Consider the following 19,733-nt stretch of genomic DNA (forward strand, 5'->3'; position numbering starts at 1 on the left):
CTTTGCATGCTGCCAGATCTCGTAGTGTATCAACGTCCACCGATGTCAATTGAAACGGAGTTGGACTTGCCTACAATGGTTTCTTTGGAGTCTTTTACCTGAACTTGAATGTCCCAAAGGCCTGTTTTGAGTAGAGTTCCTTCCACCAATGCTGTAGCCGTATGCTCATCTTTCCAAGTCGTAGGTAATGCTTTCCCATTTAAGGTCACATATCCGAGTGGGGGAAGGTTATTTCCTGAAACCGTCAGTGTAATGGATGAACGACCGGAAATATCTTGTGAATCTGCTTCAACTTTTTCTAAGCTTATAGGTCCGAAACCGAGCATGTATTTAGGATCGATAATCGGTTTCAAATAGTTTTTGTAAGCATGACGGTCTCCGAAAAGAATATCATATTGCAAGGTTTCGTAGTCTTTCAAATCATCTTCCTTAATGTTCATTTCAGCAAAATGATCTTTAGGAGGAATAACCGGATACTTTTTAGCTAGTTCCGTTAAGAAGTTCGTGTAATAATTGCCTTGTTGTTTAGATAGCCCGATCAAATAAGGCCCTAAGAAGGAAGGACTAATATTTAAATTATCTTTGCTCTCATGGTCAAAGTTATTCCAGACGACAAGCGGGACACTATACATCTTTTTCAGGAAATCAGGGTCATCTTTGCCGCTGATATATTTCGTATCAATATACGTAGCATAATCATCCCCAAGCGCTGGGAGATGGTCTCCCCAGAAAGCGATAATCGTTGGCTCGCCTTTTTTCTCGTAATATTCCACTAATTCCTTCAACATATTATCTGACCCATTAATGCCTTGTGCAAGTGTTTCGAGCATCCCAATCGAGGATTGGGAAAAGTTGCCCGTTACATCGAAGGTGTTTTTAGGGAACTTGCCAGGGAAGTAATGAAAGTGATTCTCCATCGTATTCGCAAAAACGAAATCAGATCCTGCGCTTTGCTCAGTTGCATGTATAATGTTAGCAGCAACTTCACTATCCGCGATATAAGGTCCGGAATACGTCGGTTTGAAATATTCAATTGGAATATACTTCGAAAAGCCGAAATCTTGATAGATTTTGTTACTATTAAAATACCAATTATAGAAAGGACTTATTGCAGTCGACGTATAGCCTTGACGTGCATAAATACTTGCTAATGAATCGACTTCATTTGAAATATATTGATTGTAGGCAATGGAGCCTTGTGGTAGGAAACGCATCGAGTTCCCCGTTAAAACCTCGAATTCAACATTGGCAGTTCCACCGCCGTACTGTGGTGAAAGCATCGTTCCGCTCGTTCCTGTCCTCTGTAGCTTGTGGAAGAATGGAATCGGATCTTTACTGAACTTAGCGCCGGGAATAATGGTGGGATCCCAGAATGATTCACTTAAAATGACAATAACGTTTGGTTTTATTGGTGGTGTAGTTGAATCACCAGCTTTAATAGGTGGTGTCGGTGACGCATTCACGATGGCTTCAACAGCTTTATCATCGTAACCTTCTCGCTTATCAGAGAACATGGCTTTGGTATTCAACACGGTTGCTAAGGCATACCCATTTGATTGGGTGTTTTGCACTTGATTCCAGACAGCGGCTTCAATGCCGAACCACTTCTGAACGGGGAGCGGTAAATCTGTGTATACTGCCAAAAACATAAGTAAACCTATGCCAGCAAGAATTCCTCGTTCTTTTAACGCGACTTTTTTAATAAACATGGTTGTACGGTAGAGGATGAAGTAACTTCCTACAAGAAATAGGAGAATGACAGATAATACATTAAATGTCAAAATGTTAGATAAGTATTTCACCATATCGGAAGCTTCGCCCGCTACAACTAAGTCCCAAGGCGTCAGAGGCACGCCTAAAATTTTGAGCTTTACCCCGCTAATGAGCGCAAGGATGATAAGAAACCCCGAAATCACCCAGTAAGCTATTTTCGTTCGGCCAAAAATTGCAATGAATATCAAAAGAAGACTTACCACAATCCATTCATTAAAAAGAAGCTCGAGAACATGTTTATAACTCCATGTCATCATCTCCATATAATTGCCGCGGCTCAAAATCTCCATGATCAGTACAGGGATTACTGCAAGTACTAGAAGCGGCAATCTCGGCCGAATAACCAATAGTAAACGTTCAATGTGTTGTTTCATAGATTCTCCTGTACAAATATAAGTTAAAAGTCCTTGAACATCTGATATTATATCATGCATTTCGACATTATTCGATGGTATCTCTATGAAAAATAGATAGATTGCAGGAAAATGGTGGTTATATCAAGAATACTTAAAGCAATAAATAAGGCAGGAGGGGACTCGATTATGGCATCAAAACAACAATTGCAACTAAAGAGAGAAGCCGTTATGCAACTTCAACATCGTAGAATGACAAAAAGTGCGTTTTTTCGCCGTGGTTTGTTCTTATTCATTGGTGCGGTTTTAATGTCTGTTGGATTAGAAATCTTTCTGGTACCTAATCGAATCATTGATGGGGGCATCACAGGGATTTCGATCATTTTATCTTATTTGACGCAAGTGCCGATCGGTGTGTTCTTGCTATTATTAAATATTCCTTTCCTATTTGTCGGTTATAAATTGATTGGTAAAACGTTTGCTTTATCTACACTCTTCGCTATCCTAGTCATGTCAATAGGAACTGCCTTGCTGCATCCTGTAAAGGAGCTTACCAACGATCCGTTGTTAGCCGCGGTGTTCGGTGGCATTATTCTAGGCATTGGTGTGGGAATGGTTATCCGTTTTGGGGGATCCTTAGATGGCACTGAAATCGTCGCGATCCTAGTCTCGAAAAAGATACCATTCTCGGTTGGCGAAATCGTTATGTTTTTTAACTTATTCATTCTTGGTAGTGCAGGGTTTGTCTACACGTGGGATCGTGCCATGTACTCGTTAATTGCTTATTTCATTGCTTACAAAATGATTGATGTTACGATTGAAGGCTTCGACGAGTCGAAGTCTGTATGGATTATTAGCGACAGCTTCAGAGAAATTGGTGAAGCCATTCTGGATCGCTTGGGTCGTGGCGTTACCTACTTAGAAGGAGAAGGAGGCTTCTCCGGCGACAATAAAAAGGTGATCTTCTGTGTGATTACGCGGCTAGAAGAAGCCAAGCTGAAATCCATTGTCGATGGACTGGATCCCAAAGCTTTTCTCGCGATAGGCAATATCCATGATGTAAAAGGCGGTAGATTCAAGAAGCGAGATATCCACTAGAGGGAAGTGGGATTTCTCCTTCTTCTCTTCCTACTCTTTATCTTTATTAGAAGGCCTACGCTCAAAAAAGCCTAGATTTCTTAACTGCTGAGCGGCATCCTTGCTGCTCGGACTCCCCAACTTTTTTAGAATATGCCCCACATGGATTTTCACCGTTCGCAATGAAATAAAAAACCGATTGGCAATCTCCGTTTGGGTATGTCCCTGGTCAATCATATCAAGCACTTGAAGCTCGGTTGGGGTAATGAGATCACGAACTTCTTTGATCTTGAATTGCTGCTCCAGCCGCTTTAGTCTGCGGAACTCCTCACGCATCTGTTCTGCCACTGCTGCATTTATTGTGGATTGGCGTGCATGTGCCGCGCGAATGATACCTGGGAGCTCCTCGAATCGTGATTTGATTTGGTAGTCGATGGCCCCGGCTTGGAAGGATCGGAAGATGAAATCTTTCTCCTCCATCGAGGTCAACATAATAACCTTTGCTCCCCAAGATAAAAAGGCTTGCTCCGCCAGTCCGATGCCTGCAGGTTCATTTTGCAGCATAATATCCATGAGTACGACATCTGCCGAAGGTGCGGATTGTTGAAATAAGGCTTGCGCTTCCTCCGCTGTAGATCTGCTCTCCACGACAGTCAAATCCCCTTGCCGGTTCAAATAGTCAGTAAGCCCGCGCAGCCAATCCAGATCATCTTCAACAATCAGTATACGAATCGCTTCCATGTGAAATCTTCCCCTCTACTAATCCTTTATCTCTGCCCAGGAAACGTTAGGTAGACACTTGTGCCTTTACCAGGTTCGCTGCTCATTTCCAAGCTTCCTCCATGTTTTTTCATAACACTGTAGCAGTAAGCAAGCCCCAGACCAAAGTTGTTTCGTTTGCTGCTTTTGGTCGTGTAGAATGGTTCCACAGCTTGTTTGAGCACAGATTTTTCCATTCCGATCCCCGTATCTTTGATTTCGAGAACTATATTTTTTTTATTCATAAAAGCTTTAATTGATAGTTGTCCGCCAGTGTCCATCGCTTCTATCGCATTCATCAAGATGTTCGTTAAGGTTTCCGCAACTTGTATCTGATCAAGGCGAAGTTCGAGTTTTTCAGGCAGATCTAGCTGAACTTGAATCATTTCCAAGTAGCCTGCGAGAGGCTCCATGACCTCGATCATCAGTTGACGTACGTTTACTTGTGAGACGCGCAGTGGCAGCTCTTGCGTTTGTTCATGCACCCGACTAATCATATCTTGAATGTGTCTAGAAGCGTTCATTACAACGTGTATATCTTGAATGAGTTCGTTTTGCCCAGTGTCAACGGCGTGCTGTTTCATTTTTTCTAAAAAGAGCCGCATTTTCCCTACATCATTTTTGATTGCATGATTAAGAATAGCTGTACCTGACGTGATGGCGCGGAGGGTGGAATCTAGTTTACGACGTTCAATAAGCAGTCGAATTCCAAGAAATCCGTATTTGAAAAAGGTGAATACAAAGAATGGCACAACAAACGCTAGAATCCACACGTGATAAATCCACAAACGATAAAAACCAAAGCTAGGCATGACATAGTTGAGTACGCCGACACATAGTATTGGCGGAAGCAAGGCAAGACAGGTGAACAAATGTGTCCGTTTCATCGCTGGCAAATGCTCTTTTTTGAGGACAATCAACAAAGAACCAATTAGGATATAGGGGAATGCCCAAATCGCTACGACGCGGAAATCGATTGGCATTTCTTCGGTGTAACCAGGTAGTAAAATCAAACAAGCTATTGGTGGTATAAGTAATCCTAGCGGCAGCCAAGTTCGCAGGAGAGGCTTTTGCCAAGTAGAGTGATAGGCTATAGCTAGCATCGCAAAGGAATACGGCAAGCCATAATAGGAAAGCAATGAGCAGGAGCTCATAACACGATAGAAGAACGCGCTAAGTGCCGGATTGGGTGCTGTGAGTTGGAAATATGGCATGACATCTGCGGAAATGACGGCAGCTAATGCACCCGATCCGCCAGTAAATGCAACTGCGCTCATCCATCGCATGGTGCGCGAAGTGGGATCCACGATCAGCAAGCCTGATGCAATGAACCAAAGAGCAAATAAGACAAAAAGCATGTGTTCCTCCATCGTAGCGTCAGTTTGATAGTCCTATTGTGGCATGGCGTAATCGTTTGCACAAGAGTTTCCTTTGAAGCAAATGGGAGGATTTGGATGGGGTTTCACGAATAGAAATGGAATGAGAGGAGTGAAGAGTTATTGAAATGAAGAAGCGAAAGTCGTTCCCTATCCTTCATATTGTGGGCAAAGTTCTATTAACCCTTATTTTCATCATTGTTATAACGGTCATACTATCTATTGCTGCAGCTGTTATAGCTGTCCGATTAAATCCAGATCTCATTATCAGTCTAGAGGCTGTTACCAGCGATTCATTTTTTATAAAAGGTTCATTATGGGCACAAATTGTAGGTTTTGTAAGCGGAGTTTATTTTTCTTTCTATATCTTTGAGAGGAAAAAAGGCTGGTCTTTAGGTCTGCATACCTTGCAATTTGGCCGTCGTTTAAGTGAAGGCTTCGTTTGGGGAGTTGCTCTGATTACCATTAGCAGCATGGGGATATGGTTGTTCGGTGGCATTCGAATCGTGAACATGGATCTGAGCTTGACGAAGGCACATGCGATTGGGGGAAGCTTTTTACTTTTTGTTGGCGTAGCGCTTAATGAGGAGCTTTTTGCACGCGGTTATTTACAAGGTATCGTGAAACATCGCTTTGGTCCAAAGGTTGCCGTTGGCGTATCGACGATTGTATTTGCCTTGCTGCATAGTTTTAATCCGGGGATGTGGGGTACGCCATTTCCATTTATCAATATCTTGTTAGCTGGACTTTTGATGGGCTTATGCCGTGAGTTTACGGGCAGTCTATGGATGCCAATAGGCCTGCATTTAGCTTGGAATTTCATGCAAGGCTGTGTATTTGGATTTGACGTATCGGGCATTCCCATGACGTCGTTCATAACGACAGAAACCGAAGGTGCGCTGGTTGTATCTGGTGGAGCATTTGGGGCAGAGGGAAGTCTAATCACAAGCGTTATTCTTGTACTTGGGATCATAATGATTTATAACTATTATCAAACCCGCATACGGTTTAACAAAACAGTTCAAATTAACAAACATCACAATTTGCCTTAAGGAGGATTTACCAATGAGTCAGTATGAACTTATACATAGTGAGTGGGAAGGGGAGTCGACGCTCAAACTCGTCGACCATCAAGCAGAGGCCGTGGCCGAAATTATTCCGGCCGTCGGCTTTCACCTGTTCCGCTTCGATGTGCGGAACGAGAGCTACATCGCGAAGCCCGACGACTTGTCGGAGCTTCGCGTCAATTCCTCGCGCTACGGCGTGCCCATTCTGTTCCCGCCGGGGCGCGTCAACAACGCGGCCTTCACCTTCGGTGGCCGCGAATACCGGCTCCCGATGAACAGGGAGCCTCATCACGCCCACGGCCAGCTGCGCGAGCGGCCGTGGAAGGTCGTCGCCAGCGGCGCGGACGCGGCTGGCGGGGCTTATGTCTCCGCGGAGTTTGACATCGCGGAGACGCCGGACATGCTGGCGTATTTTCCACACGCCGCATGCTTCCGCTTTACGTACCGTCTGAAGGACGGTACGCTGTCGCTCAGCGGTGAAATTGCCAACCGTGGCGGCGAGACCATGCCGCTGTCGCTTGGCTTTCACCCGTACTTCGCGTTCGCGGAGGGCGAAGCAGACCGCGTGCGGGTAACCATTCCCGCGGCTGCAGAATGGCCGCTTACCGCGGGTGGGTTCGCGGCAGATGTACCCGTGCCGACAGCGCTCACAGCGGCCTTGCAGAAGGGCGAGACGGTGTCGTCGCTACCTGAGTATCCGGGTGGCTCACAGATGTTCAGCATCGCGCCTGGGCCGCAAGTATGTGAGATCGCCTATGCGGCACGAGGGACGAAGCTTATCTTCGAGATGGGAGATAAATTTCCGATTCACGTACTATTCACTGCGCCATGGACGAACGCAGTTTCACTGGAACCATACACAAGCATCATGAACGTGTTCAATGAAACATTCCCAGCGGAACTGTCAGGTGCTCAAGCACTTCAGCCAGGAGCAACTTTCACCTTTAGTTGGGCTATTCATATTCAGAAGATGTAAGTCACCAGGGTTCATAGCCGAATCCCGGAGAGGAATAGCCTTGATAAGCATGCTGATGCAACTGCTTAATAAGCCCTTCCATTTGAGCAGATTTCACTAGAGCGCCTCTTCTACTCGTGTTATAAAGATTTTGGTCCAAGAGACCTTGCAGTAAATGAATATGACTCCCGTTTGCTAATGCAATAGGTGGTCCCGTGAGGCCATAGAATGCATGGTAATGCCCGTACTTAATGCCGGAAATACCTTGGTATTGATGAACGTGCTGGTCGTATGACGTACCGTTCACGTTGAAGGTGTACAGCCGCAAAAGATGGTGGTGCCCCAGTTCTTCCGAAGTCACGGTCGTGAAGAAGTGAACATGAGCGGGTGGAATGAACATCACTGCACAAAAGCCCCCTAAGCGTAGGATATCTTTCATCCTATTCATAGGGGGCTTTTGTCATGACGATGGGAGTGGATATAGATTGGATTGACCAATTTTCATCTTTTTATCATCATATACACGTACTTCAACTTGATGGAGTTTACCTGCTTCTAGAGCAGGATTCGTTGTTAAATCAACATAGAGTGTATCTTTACCATCAAAATTTGATTTCATTTCTGTCCCGTCAATATACACATTACAAGACGAAAAGAAGGGAGAACCCGTCACCAGAATTTTATTCTCAGCCTTAGTGACCTTTGAAATTACAGGATCACCGTACCCAAGCGTATAAGCAGGCTGAACGATCGTGTCCTTGTAGCCTTTAGCTTCGTAGCCATATCGGCCTCCAAAGAGGTTATCATACTGCAACTTTTGGTAACCTTCGAGATCACTCTCTTGAATACCATATGTCGACCACATGTCTTGTGGCGGAATGACAGGGATTTTCTTGGATAACTCATACAAATAATCCGTATAATAGCTGCCCTTTATACCTGCCAAATGCAGCAGCATCGGTCCCAAAAAAGAGGGGCTTGATTTCAGATCCAACTTCTCTTGATCGGATGGCACAAAATTATTCCAGATCACAAACGGCGTGTAATGCGTCTTCGTATATAGATCAGGATCGTTAGGAAGCACATATTTGGCATCACGATATACTTTGTAGTCTTCTTCAAAAAACGGAAAGTGGTCTCCGAAAAATAAAATGATCGTCGGCTCTGATTTTTTTGAGAAATAATCAACAAGGGATTGCAGGGCCTGGTCAGTTGCAGTGATGCCTTGCGCATAAGTTTCTAGAATGCTCTTCGATTCTGCAGATATATCACCCGTAACCTGAATCGTATTCTTGCTGAACTTTCCAGGAGGATAAGGGTGGTGATTTTCCATTGTGTTGGCAAAAACGAAATCAGGCCCGCTGCTTTTTTCAGTTTCCTCAATAATTTTGTTCACAACAGCATGATCCGCATAATTCGGTCCTGAGAAATCATTTGGGAAATACTCACTCGAAATAAATCTCGAAAAACCGAAATGCTTATACACCTTTCTACTATCGAAAAAATAACTAAAGAATGGGTTTATCGCTGTTGCTGTATAGCCTTGCCTTGTTGTAATGCTCGCCAAGGAATCTACTCCGTGATTCATATATTCGATATAAGGAATGATCTTATCCGGTGATTTCCCGAAAAATCGCATTGAATTCCCCGAAAGCACCTCAAATTCAACATTAGCTGTACTCCCGCCGAATTGTGGAGATAACATTTGACCGCCGGTGAATTTTTTCTGAAGCTCATGCAAATGCGGAATCGGATCGCGGCTGAATGTTACGTTTTTCATCGTTGTCGGGTCGAAAAAAGATTCACCCAACAAAACGATTATATTCGGTTTTTTATCACTCGCAGCTAGTTTATCCGGGATCTGATCTATTAAACCAGTGACCGCTTTTTTACTATAGCCATCAGGCTTCTTCACATTAAGAAAGTTAAGCATCTGGACAGATGAGTACAGATAACCATTCTCGTCATACGTAATCGTTTGATCCCAAGGTACCGTGTACATCCCATAAAGTTTTGTAAATGAAATTGGTTTATCCATATACAAACTGGTCGCCATGACAAGCGCGATTACACCGTAAATAGTGCGTTCAATCCAGTTAAACCGAATCTTATGCTTACGCAATACAAGATGAAACAAAATTCCCACAACCATGATAAATAGTAACGTATAACCAATAATCCGGTTATTTAAATAACCATTCAAAAACTTCTCATACTCCATAAGCTGATTATTAAAATAAAGATCCCATGGATAGTAGGGCGAACCAATCGCCTTTAACTTGCTGCCGCTAATCGCTCCGAGAGGTAATAAAACAGCACTCAAGAGCCAGAATGAGAGCCGAGTGCGCCCCGTCACTGCAATAAGTAACAAATACAAAGCCCCAACAACAAAATAAGCAAGCACCATAGCAAAAGGATAAGTAGTGATCCAATGGTGCAGCTCTTTGTAGGAGCCCCTTTCCAAAAATTCAACCATAATCATCAAAATGAAAGGAAGAATTACAATCATTATGCGAGTAGGCACCTGCTTGAGCACCTTAAGTAAAGTAGACATCTGTAAAACTCCTTTGATTAGCTTATAAAAACCCGACTCTCCTAATGGAGATGCCGGGCGATAGGCAATCTTCGATCATGCTTCGTTCTTGCTTTCAGCACTAATTTGTTCCAAAGCTTGAAGAAACGTTGTTGCAGGTTGGGCACCGGTTAATGCATATTTACGGTTAACAACGAAGAAAGGAACACCTGTTACACCAGCTTGGCTGGCAAATTCAAGGTCATCTTCAACCCCTTCCAAGCCTTCCTTAGCGACTAAACGGAGGCGTGTTTGCTGCGGATCCATGCCTAGGCGACCTGCAACTTCTAGCAGGAAGTCCACATCACCGATATCTTTTCCATCTTCAAAATAAGCTTTGAACAGCTCGTCAACAAGCTCCTTTTTGACTTCGTTAGGAGCAATAGCAATAAGCTGGTGCGCCTTTAAAGTGTTTGGCATTTTGGCAACTTTTGAAAAATCAAAATGTAATCCCGATGCTTGTCCAGCCTGCGTTACTTGTTGAAGCATCGCTTGCAGTTTATCTTCATCCGCACGAAACTTAGTACGCATGAGCGTCTCAAAATCCACACCTTCTGCCGGTGTGTAAGGATCAAGTTGATAAGCGCGATAATGAATCTCTACAGGTTCGGCAGTGAAGTTTTGTAGGGCATCCATCAAATTCTTCTTCCCAATGCGGCACCAAGGACACACTAAGTCCTGAAATATCTCAATTCTCATCTCGAATAAACTCCTTCAATCCAAAATAAAAGTAAAATAATGTCCAAATTGCTCAATTCATCTCCATTCAACATTATAACCTAAACCTGCTCAATGTCACTACGACCGGTCCAACGCAACCCAACGCAACCCAACGCAACCCAACCCAACCCAACCCAACGCAACGCAACCCAACCCAACCCAACCCAACCCAACCCTAACTCTATCAGTTTATAAATTTATAGCCTCAGGGAGTTTACATTATATTCCAAATGAGTTGGTGTACATCGTGAAACCCAATTTTCTGTGATATCTACAAGTCGCGATTTTGGAAACATTTACTTCCGATTATCTCAAATTGCTTAAAACAAGACTGCCTTGTTCTTAAGGGGGGAACCCTCCAAGAATAATCATGCACATGAAATTGTTACAATGTTTGTTTTGACATTTGGACAATTTCAGTTCTAGAGAACCGACTTGTATATGTCACAGATTTTAATCTGAAACGTAATGATGTCTCTGAATGAGTCTGGATAAAAATACTAAAAATAGAAAAAACATTTACAATAGAACATATGTTTGTTATAATAAAAACAGAACATAAGTTCTGAGCGGAGGGTGAGAAAATGAAATTTGAATCCATCGTAAATGAAGCATCAGCTTGTCATACGGAAGTAGAATGTGAAGAGCTTCTCATGAAAATACGATGGTCAAATGGATTTCACTGCCCGCGGTGCGATCATCATGAAGCTTTTCAAATACAAACACGCAGATTATTAGAGTGCAAAGAGTGCAGAATGCAAATTTCGACTACAGCCGGCACGATTATGCATAAATCTAAATTACCTTTGTTAACGTGGTTCAGAGCAATTCAGATGCTGTTTGAATTTGGAGCGGAAGTTACAGCGTATGCTCTATCCGCAACTTTACAAATTAACTATAGGAGTGCGAAGCTGCTACTCCAGAAGATTTCTTATGCACTCCAAGTTGAGGAAAATCGATTACTGGCTTTTCGTAAGCTAAAAGCTGCGAGATCTGAAGAGGTGAAGCCTAAGATTTCTGTTCCGAACGTTAAAGTTAATATACGGGATCAGTTTGAGTTCTCAACTTATTTAGCTTCTAGAATATCTGAAATAAATAGGAAGTTATTATTGAAGTCCTTGGTGTCGATTCATTTATATACGACGTTTTTAAAGTGTTTTCAGTTATGAAGGAATAAGGAAGGGCTGCATTTGACGTGTTTCCTATTTTCAGGCAAGATAGTTAGTGAAACTATTTTACTTAAGAATTAGGAGATTACAGATGAAGCGGGTACTTCTTGCACCCATCCATTTTTATCGTAAGTTTATTTCCCCACTGAAGCCTCCTACATGTCGATTTTATCCAACCTGTTCACAATATGCGCTTGAGGCAATTGAAGTACACGGGCCTATGAAAGGTTCTTGGTTATCGGCAAAACGAATTTGCAAATGCCATCCTTTTCATCCAGGTGGTGTGGACCATGTGCCTGTGAAGAAGAAAAATTAATTTAGAGAAATCTGTCCGCTTGACATGCGACTCTTTTTTTCGATATATTGTGCTTAAAGATGCTAAATATTGTTGATTTCGATGAACGGATAAGTACATTCAGATGCCTATGAACAGAGAGCCGGGTGAGGTGAAAGCCGGTATAGGAACATGTGTGGAATATGGTCCCGGAGAATAGACCTTCGAGCTACTCGGTACATGTGTGTTTTGTATATCTCACACCCATGATGCGGAGAGTAAGCTGGTCTCGTGTCCCAGCGTTAATGGGCAAGTCGTAATAGACTTACTGAGCCCCGAGCTTGTGAAAGGCGGGGGAACCTGGGTGGTACCGCGTGAGTTCAACTCTCGTCCCAAGATGGATGAGGGTTTTTTGTGTTTTCTATTAATAGTTATGGAGGAATGGATCATGTCTGAACAATCCAAAACGTTTTACATTACCACGCCGATTTATTACCCGAGTGATAAGCTTCATATTGGTCATGCGTATTCAACGGTTGCTGGTGATGCCATGGCTCGATACAAACGTTTGCAAGGTTATGATGTTAGATATTTAACGGGTACAGACGAGCATGGACAAAAAATTGAACGTAAAGCACAAGAAAAAGGTACAACGCCACAAGCTTTTGTTGATAATATCGTGTCCGGCATCAAAGAGCTGTGGGCGAAACTTGATATTTCCTATGATGATTTTATCCGTACAACGGAGGATCGTCATAAAGATGCAGTTGCTAAGATTTTTCAGCGATTACTTGATCAGGGGGATATATATTTAGGGGAGTATGAAGGTTGGTATTGTATTCCTGATGAATCGTTTTTTCTTGAGAGTAAATTAGTTGATGGGAAATGTCCGGATTGTGGTCGTCCTGTTGAGAAGATGAAGGAACAAACGTATTTCTTCCGGATGAGCAAGTATGCAGATAGACTGGTTCAGTATTATGAAGAAAACCCTGACTTCATTCAACCGGAATCACGGAAGAATGAAATGCTCAATAACTTTATAAAGCCAGGCTTAGAGGATTTGGCTGTTTCACGAACGACGTTTGATTGGGGTATTAAGGTTCCTGGCGATCCGAAACATGTCATTTATGTTTGGATCGATGCGCTTTCTAATTATATTACTGCACTTGGCTATGGGTCAGATGATGAGTCAATTTTTAAAAGATACTGGCCAGCAGATGTTCACTTGATGAGTAAAGAAATTGTTCGTTTCCATACGATTTATTGGCCAATTATGTTGATGGCGTTAGATTTGCCATTACCTAAAAAGGTGTTTGCGCATGGGTGGCTGCTCATGAAGGATGGCAAAATGTCCAAATCCAAAGGTAATGTTGTAGATCCTGTAACGCTTATTGACCGATATGGTTTGGATGCGCTTCGCTATTACTTGATGAGAGAAGTACCATTTGGAGCTGACGGCACGTTTACGCCAGAGAGTTTCGTGGAACGTGTGAATCATGACTTGGCTAATGATTTGGGCAATTTGTTGAATCGTACGATTGTGATGATCGATAAGTATTTTGCTGGTAACATCCCAGCTTATGTCCCTGGCGCTACTGAGTTTGATGAAAGTCTTCTGGAGACGGTTCGTACGACAGTAACGAAGTACGAAGAATCGATGGAGAAAATGGAGTTCTCCATCGCGCTTTCCGCGGTGTGGCAGTTGATCAGCCGCACGAATAAATATATCGACGAAACGCAGCCGTGGTCGATGGTGAAAGATGAAGCCAAGCGCGATACGCTAGGCTCCGTCATGTATGTGCTGGCTGAATCTCAGCGCATCTCATCTGTACTTCTTCGTCCATTCTTGACGAAGACGCCAGAACTAATCTGGGCGCAGCTTGGCCTTGCGACGGAAGATTTACCTCGCCTGACTGCGTGGGAGAGCGTTCAGACCTTCGGGCATCTCCCTACCGGCACCAAGGTGCAAAAGGGAGAGCCGATGTTCCCAAGACTCGACGTAGCGGCAGAAGTCGCCTATATCGTCGAGGCAATGGGCGGCGGTGCTGCTGAAAGCACCGACGAGCCTAAAGCGCCAGCAGCTGCCGTGGCTGCTGCGAGTGCAACTGTGCCCGCGCCGGAGCCCAAAGAAGAAATCGGCATCGACGATTTCGCTAAGGTGGAGCTGCGCGTTGCACAAGTGATTTCGGCGGAGCCTGTGAAAGGCGCCGACAAGCTTCTCAAGCTGCAGCTCGATCTCGGCTACGAGCAGCGTCAAGTCGTATCCGGCATCGCGAAGTTTTACTCGCCGGATGATCTTGCAGGACGCAAAGTTATTTGCGTCACGAACTTGAAGCCCGCCAAGCTGCGCGGCGAGCTGTCGCAAGGGATGATTCTCGCCGCTTCACATGGCGATCAGCTTACGCTTGCAACCGTTCCGGATTCCATGCCGAACGGTGCAATTGTCAAATAATAGCCCCAACGCATAAGAATGACCCTTTCCCTTTATTTTAGGGAAGGGGTCTTTTGTGGTTGAGGGTATTTTTATAAACTAAGGGCAAGCTAAAGGAAACTAACCCACGGAGTGAATGAGATGCTTATACGACGTATAGGAAAAGGGATAACTTTAGCAATATTGATCATCACTTTGACTGCTTGTTCGTTATTCGGTGGAGGCGCGAAGAAAAAGGAAGAAGAGAAGAAAGAGGCTGAAGCTAAAAGTAAAGAAAGTGTGATTGATCAAGAACTGAAAAAACAGTATCAGATGTATAATGAAGTCATCGAATACCAAAAAGCGCAAGATGTGAAACTCATCAAGGAGTCGGAAGAGCGTTATAAAAAGTTGAAAGAACAGGCAGACAAGCCAACAAAAGGTAGCGGAGAGGAAAAGCAGAAAGCCAAGGAAGCTAAAAAAGAACAAGACGGCTCAGATGATTCAGGCTCAACAAACGACGATTCTCAAGGTTCTGATGAATCAGGTGGTTCAGGGGATTCTGGGGGCTCTGAAGAGGAATAACACATGCTAGGTCTTGTAAAAAATCATAGTCAATTTAGAAATGGCCATGCTGTGAACAATGCAGCAGGCTTTTTTGACTTTCCTTTCTAGATATATTGACTTAGATAAACTCACCTCGTATAATCAAAACGTTAATAAAAAAAATTACGATTTAGAGTGGGTGTTAGTATCATGAAAAAACATGCTAAGCATTTTATCTACATAGTTTTATTGGTGATCGTTGCTTGTTGCATCGCGGGATGTAGTAGCTCGAAGCAGGGATTAGTAGAAGGTAAAGTGAACGTGGTAACTAGTTTTTATCCCTTGTATGATTTCACGAAGCAAATTGGCGGCGATTATGTCAATGTTATTAATCTTGTCCCTGCAGGTGTTGAACCACATGATTGGTCTCCAAAGAGCAGAGATATTAAAAATATGTCGGGTGCTCAAATCTTTGTCTACCAAGGTGCTGGCTTTGAAGGTTGGGTGAAAGATTTTCTTGGAAGCCTTTCAAGCCAAGCGACTGTTCGTGTCGTGGAAGCGAGTCAAGGTGCTAATTTGATCACAACAGATGAAAATAAAAAAGAATTTGACCCACATGCTTGGTTAAGCCCGTTAAATGCACAGAAAATGGCTAATAATATTAAAACAGCTTTAATTGAAGCGGACCCTGCGCACAAAGAAGCGTATGAGAAAAACTATCAGACTTATAGCGCTAAACTATCAGAATTAGATGGAAGATTCAAAAAAGAACTTGCTCAAACGGCTAAAAAAGAAATTGCTGTATCTCACCATGCATTTGCATATCTATGTAGAGACTACGGCTTGACTCAAATGTCTATCATGGGTTTATCACCAGAGGCCGAGCCAACGGCACAGGATCTAAAGCAAATCAATACCTTTATAAGAGATCATAATCTCAAGTATATTTTCTTTGAAGAGCTTGTATCGGATAAGTTGGCAAAGACGTTAGCGAAAGATGCAAAGGTCGGTACGTTAGTACTTAATCCGCTTGAGGGTCTTACGAAAGAACAGCAAGAAGCGGGAGAAGATTATATCTCGATTATGGACAAAAATTTGAAAAATCTAGTCCTCGCATTACAATAATTAGTTAGTCAGGAGTAACCCAGATGGAGATTAATAAAAGTATGTTATGCCATCAGAAGATTGTTTCAATCGATCAAGTATCATTTGCCTACGAAAATAAGACCGTGATTAACAATCTTCAGTTTGATGTGTCTGAACGTGATTTTGTTGGCGTGATTGGTTCCAATGGCGCTGGTAAAACGACACTTCTGAAAATGCTGGTTGGCTTGTTGAAACCAACAAGTGGTGAAATCCGTTTGTTTGACCGGCCTTTGAGTCAATTCAAGGACTGGGAGCGGATCGGCTACGTTCCACAAAAGAATGCCTTTAATCCATTATTCCCTGCGACTGTAAGGGAAGTCGTGCTTTCTGGCATGTATACGAAGAAAAACGTCTATCGCCGATTATCTAAAGCTGATCAGCAAAAAGCAGAAGACGCGATGCTGGCAATGCGCATCGAGGATTTAGCTGACCGGCGTATAGGTCAGCTCTCTGGTGGCCAGCAGCAGCGAGCCTTCTTAGCTCGCGCTATTGTGAACAATCCTGAGCTGCTCATCCTAGATGAGCCTACGGTAGGGATTGATGCTGAAACGCAGATCGGTTTCTTTCGAATGATTAAACATATGCATCAACATCATCATATGACCTTCATTATGGTATCTCATGATATGGACATGATTCAGTCATATCTGGGAACAGAGCCCCAACAATTAAGTGGCGGCATCAAGTTTTATGTGAAGCATACCCATGATCCCGAGGATTGCCGTGAGACGAATTTAACGCATTCACTCGGCCAGATTCGAGAGATGATCGGAGTTCAGTAAGGTTATGCTTACGAAGTCAGTTTTCCTTTGGAAAACTTTAAGGAGCGGACAATTTGGACATATTTACAGAGTATTTTTTTCAACGTGCATTAATTGGTGGGATATTGATCGGGCTAACAGCGCCATTAATGGGCGTTTTTCTTGTTCTAAGACGGTTATCTATGATTGGGGACACGCTCGCACATGTTTCAATCGCTGGTGTAGCATTAGGCTTTTTAATCAATGTGTACCCGTTAGGGGTAGGACTTGTCTTTGCTTTACTTGCCTCATTTGCTATTGAGCGACTACGCAAGGCTTATAAAACCTATGCAGAGCTTTCCATAGCCATTATCATGTCTGGCGGCGTCGCGCTGGCTACGCTTCTTTTTACCTTAGGCAAAGGCTTTAATATGAATGTAATGAGTTACTTGTTCGGCAGTATCTACACGCTTGATTCCACGGATTTATGGGTGGTCTTAGTGGTTTGTGTGCTAGTTATCGGTGTCATTGCTTTTCATTTCAAAGAGTTTTTCTTGATGTTTTTTGACGAGGATGCAGCGAGCGTAAGTGGACTTCCTTTGAAGTTTTATAATATGATGATTACGATGCTGACGGCGCTTGTTATTTCTGTTGCAATCAAAATTGTAGGAGCACTATTAGTGTCTTCTTTGTTAACGATTCCGGTTGCATGCAGCTTATTACTTGCTCGTAGTTTCAAACATTCCGTTTTCTTAGCGATTTTGTTCTCTGAAATTGCCGTAATCGTTGGTCTAGTTGTTGCTGGGGTATGGGATCTAGCACCAGGAGGGACGGTTGTACTGAGCCTCATCGCTATTTTAATAGGGATTATCTTAAAAAGAGGATTGAGGATATAAAGCATGGATTCCGTAAATGTATGGATCGCCCTTTGGGCGGGAATAGCTTCTTTCATTTCACCTTGTTGTTTGCCGTTATACCCATCGTTCTTATCCTACATAACAGGTATTTCTGTCAGTGAACTGAAGTCAGGGAGAACTACTGCACAAGTTAGACGTCAAACGATGCTGCACACGTTAAGTTTTATTGTGGGGTTCTCAATCATTTTTTACGCACTAGGGTTGACTGCAGGCTTTGTTGGCAGCTTCTTTATTGACTATCGTGACTTGCTTCGCCAAATCGCTGCCCTTTTAATATTCGTAATGGGACTTTTTTTACTCGGTATTTTTCAACCGCAATGGTTAATGAAAGAACGCAAATTGGCGATTAAATTTCGTCCAGCCGGCTACGTGGGCTCAGTCTTTGTAGGGATGGGCTTTGCTGCCGGCTGGTCTCCTTGCGTTGGTCCAATTCTTTCAGCTATTCTTGCTTTAGCGGCAACAGAGCCAGGAACGTGGGTTCAACTAACCACAGCCTATTCACTCGGATTTGCAATTCCTTTCTTCGTTCTCTCCTTTTTCATCGGTTCAACCAAATGGATTCTACGTTACTCTAACCTGCTGATGAAAATCGGTGGCGGGTTGATGATCGTTATCGCTATTCTTCTCTATAGTGGTAAAATGACACAAATTACACTTTGGTTGAATTCCATAACACCGGATTTCTTGAAATTTTAAGAATCAAGTAAAGTATTCAATTTTCGCTTGAGGGAATTTTTCGAAAATTTGTTCCGTGATAAATTCTCTCAATGCGATAGCTTGTTCATCTTTGTATACATATTTACCTTTCCCGTATTTACCCCATTTGTATTTTCGTTTCTCTTCATCCATTTCTAGCTTCGTCTTCGGGTAACGCTTCTCGATAATATTCTTCGCTGTTTTCGTGAATCGATGCTGAATCATTTCAAAGGTAAGATCTTCCGTAGCTTCTGTTGGAAGGGTATTGTACAGCTTCTCAAGTAACGTAGCGTAGCCATCTTCCCAGCCTTCATGCCAAATGATTGGAGCAATGATAAAACCAAGCGGATATCCGGCCTTGGCTACTTTGCCTGCCGCTTCAATTCTCTCATGAAATCGAGACGTGCCGGGCTCGAAGTTTTTAATAACATAGTCGGCATTCACACTAAAGCGAAAACGGGTATGCTTGTTATGTTTTGCATCTAACAAAGGCTCAACATGATGATACTTCGTGACAAACCGTAGACGACCGTGCTCTTGCTCACCCATAAACTCGATTAATTGTTTTAGCGAGCCTGAAATATGTTCAAGCCCTACAGGGTCTGAGGTGCACGCGGCTTCGAAACGTGTGATTTCTGGCTCCCGTTCTTCAATATAACGCTTAGCTGCCCCGAGGATATCGTCGATGTTGACATAGACACGGATATAAGGCTTGGCACCCATGGTTGTTTGTAAATAGCAATAATGGCAATGTCCCATACAGCCTGTAGCAATAGGAATTGCATACTCGGCAGACGGCTTGGAAGTCTCGAATTTTAAAGTTTTTCGTATACCGACGACTAACGTTCGCTTAGCAATCCGATATTTATCTAGTTCAGTTTCGCCAGGCAAATCGCGGATTTGATTATGGGACGTCGTCATATGAATCTCGAGGCCTTCTTGCTTCGCCCATTCATAAATCTGCTTACCTTTCGGATAATTCAAGGCATCTGGTTCAAAATAAACAAGCTCTGGTACGAAAATGGTCGTACTGGGTTGAGGTCTCGTAAGCAATTCTGTAGCCATAAGGGCCTCCTTCACATTGCTGGATAACAAACTATTATTTTAGTGTGCCAAAGAGATGTGCTAAGGAAACATGGGAGATTTGACCGCATCTGGGTAGATGGATTATGATAGGAAAGCA

General features: G+C 43.2%; 18 protein-coding genes. 11 read left to right on the top strand and 7 right to left on the bottom strand.

From position 1 onward, the window contains the following. Positions 1–29: 29 nt before the first annotated feature. Complete coding sequence (locus tag J2736_RS02455; protein WP_310223198.1) at positions 30–2,147, bottom strand: LTA synthase family protein; 2,118 nt, start codon at positions 2,145–2,147, stop codon at positions 30–32. Positions 2,148–2,378: 231 nt separating this feature from the next. Here J2736_RS02455 and J2736_RS02460 point away from each other — a divergent pair, with 231 nt between their 5' ends. Continuing rightward, a complete protein-coding gene (locus J2736_RS02460) occupies positions 2,379–3,224 on the top strand; it encodes a YitT family protein (RefSeq protein ID WP_397340210.1) in 846 nt (281 codons plus the stop codon). Positions 3,225–3,254: 30 nt separating this feature from the next. Here J2736_RS02460 and J2736_RS02465 read toward each other — a convergent pair whose 3' ends face one another. Then, positions 3,255–3,944 (bottom strand): response regulator transcription factor, encoded by a 690-nt coding sequence (locus J2736_RS02465; RefSeq protein ID WP_310223200.1) that lies wholly within the window; start codon positions 3,942–3,944, stop codon positions 3,255–3,257. A 26-nt stretch (positions 3,945–3,970) separates the two neighbouring features. After that, positions 3,971–5,320 carry a sensor histidine kinase gene (locus J2736_RS02470; protein ID WP_310223202.1) on the bottom strand — a complete coding sequence of 450 codons (1,350 nt, stop codon included), beginning with the start codon at positions 5,318–5,320 and terminating at the stop codon, positions 3,971–3,973. A 146-nt stretch (positions 5,321–5,466) separates the two neighbouring features. Between J2736_RS02470 and J2736_RS02475 the strand changes: the two genes are divergently transcribed. Beyond that, positions 5,467–6,390, top strand: coding sequence for a CPBP family intramembrane glutamic endopeptidase (locus J2736_RS02475; protein WP_310223204.1), 924 nt, complete (start codon positions 5,467–5,469; stop codon positions 6,388–6,390). A 13-nt stretch (positions 6,391–6,403) separates the two neighbouring features. Beyond that, a complete protein-coding gene (locus tag J2736_RS02480) occupies positions 6,404–7,381 on the top strand; it encodes an aldose 1-epimerase (RefSeq protein ID WP_310223206.1) in 978 nt (325 codons plus the stop codon). Position 7,382: 1 nt separating this feature from the next. Here the strand turns inward: J2736_RS02480 and J2736_RS02485 are convergent, their stop codons facing one another. The 3 genes from J2736_RS02485 to J2736_RS02495 form a co-directional block, all read right to left on the bottom strand. Next, entirely contained in the window at positions 7,383–7,760 is a 378-nt protein-coding gene (locus J2736_RS02485; protein WP_310223208.1) for a YmaF family protein, read from the bottom strand. A gap of 60 nt (positions 7,761–7,820) precedes the next feature. Next, positions 7,821–9,914: an LTA synthase family protein gene (locus J2736_RS02490; RefSeq protein ID WP_310223210.1), complete on the bottom strand. Its 2,094-nt coding sequence runs from the start codon at positions 9,912–9,914 to the stop codon at positions 7,821–7,823. A gap of 75 nt (positions 9,915–9,989) precedes the next feature. After that, entirely contained in the window at positions 9,990–10,631 is a 642-nt protein-coding gene (locus tag J2736_RS02495; RefSeq protein WP_310223212.1) for a DsbA family oxidoreductase, read from the bottom strand. Positions 10,632–11,236: 605 nt separating this feature from the next. Between J2736_RS02495 and J2736_RS02500 the strand changes: the two genes are divergently transcribed. From J2736_RS02500 to J2736_RS02535, 8 genes are all read left to right on the top strand, one after another. Further along, positions 11,237–11,821 (top strand): transposase, encoded by a 585-nt coding sequence (locus J2736_RS02500; protein ID WP_310223215.1) that lies wholly within the window; start codon positions 11,237–11,239, stop codon positions 11,819–11,821. Between the two features lie 91 nt (positions 11,822–11,912). After that, positions 11,913–12,137 (top strand): membrane protein insertion efficiency factor YidD, encoded by a 225-nt coding sequence (yidD, locus tag J2736_RS02505; RefSeq protein ID WP_310223216.1) that lies wholly within the window; start codon positions 11,913–11,915, stop codon positions 12,135–12,137. 406 nt (positions 12,138–12,543) lie between these two features. Further along, positions 12,544–14,547 carry a methionine--tRNA ligase gene (metG, locus tag J2736_RS02510; RefSeq protein WP_310223218.1) on the top strand — a complete coding sequence of 668 codons (2,004 nt, stop codon included), beginning with the start codon at positions 12,544–12,546 and terminating at the stop codon, positions 14,545–14,547. Between the two features lie 120 nt (positions 14,548–14,667). Continuing rightward, positions 14,668–15,090, top strand: coding sequence for a hypothetical protein (locus J2736_RS02515; protein WP_310223220.1), 423 nt, complete (start codon positions 14,668–14,670; stop codon positions 15,088–15,090). Between the two features lie 171 nt (positions 15,091–15,261). Beyond that, complete coding sequence (locus J2736_RS02520; RefSeq protein WP_310223222.1) at positions 15,262–16,176, top strand: metal ABC transporter substrate-binding protein; 915 nt, start codon at positions 15,262–15,264, stop codon at positions 16,174–16,176. Between the two features lie 23 nt (positions 16,177–16,199). Then, complete coding sequence (locus J2736_RS02525; protein ID WP_310223224.1) at positions 16,200–16,979, top strand: metal ABC transporter ATP-binding protein; 780 nt, start codon at positions 16,200–16,202, stop codon at positions 16,977–16,979. Positions 16,980–17,032: 53 nt separating this feature from the next. Then, on the top strand, positions 17,033–17,833 hold the full coding sequence (locus tag J2736_RS02530; protein WP_310223227.1) for a metal ABC transporter permease: 801 nt from the start codon (positions 17,033–17,035) through the stop codon (positions 17,831–17,833). 3 nt (positions 17,834–17,836) lie between these two features. Continuing rightward, positions 17,837–18,550, top strand: coding sequence for a cytochrome c biogenesis CcdA family protein (locus J2736_RS02535; RefSeq protein WP_310223229.1), 714 nt, complete (start codon positions 17,837–17,839; stop codon positions 18,548–18,550). Positions 18,551–18,553: 3 nt separating this feature from the next. On the opposite strand, the gene splB is transcribed toward J2736_RS02535, so the two are convergent. Then, entirely contained in the window at positions 18,554–19,615 is a 1,062-nt protein-coding gene (splB, locus tag J2736_RS02540; RefSeq protein ID WP_310223231.1) for a spore photoproduct lyase, read from the bottom strand. Positions 19,616–19,733: the final 118 nt, after the last annotated feature.

The organism is Paenibacillus qinlingensis, from assembly GCF_031455095.1.
Lineage (GTDB): Bacteria > Bacillota > Bacilli > Paenibacillales > NBRC-103111 > Paenibacillus_E > Paenibacillus_E qinlingensis_A.